General features: G+C 49.3%; 1 pseudogene. It reads right to left on the bottom strand.

The annotated features are described in order from the left end of the window. Positions 1-276 (bottom strand): annotated as a pseudogene (locus AACT35_RS11305) (IS4 family transposase); the annotation flags it as partial.

The raw sequence follows: 276 nt of genomic DNA, 5'->3' as shown, positions 1-276 counted from the left end.
GATGATAATCAGAAAATCATCATCCGTTTGCTTCGATTTTTGTTTCGAGTCAAGACGAGTAGCGATGACATAGACCAGACGACCCCAGACCCACCGTTTTCCCGGCAGGATTCTTGTCTCACCCATGGCCAATGACCGAAATAAGTGAGCTCCCGCAATCGCTGGTTGTCCTTTACCTTTGCTAATCTTGTCGGTCTGACGGATGCGCAGACGAAAGGGAATGGGCTTATCCAGCATCAGGTATGACAGCCAGGGCTTACCAATAAACTCTCGGTC

Origin of the sequence: Synechococcus sp. BDU 130192, from assembly GCF_963876085.1 — a bacterium.
In the GTDB taxonomy this organism is placed as follows: domain Bacteria; phylum Cyanobacteriota; class Cyanobacteriia; order Cyanobacteriales; family MRBY01; genus MRBY01.
The sequence above is the reverse complement of the archived record's forward strand: the minus strand, read 5'-3'. Positions and strand labels throughout refer to the sequence as shown.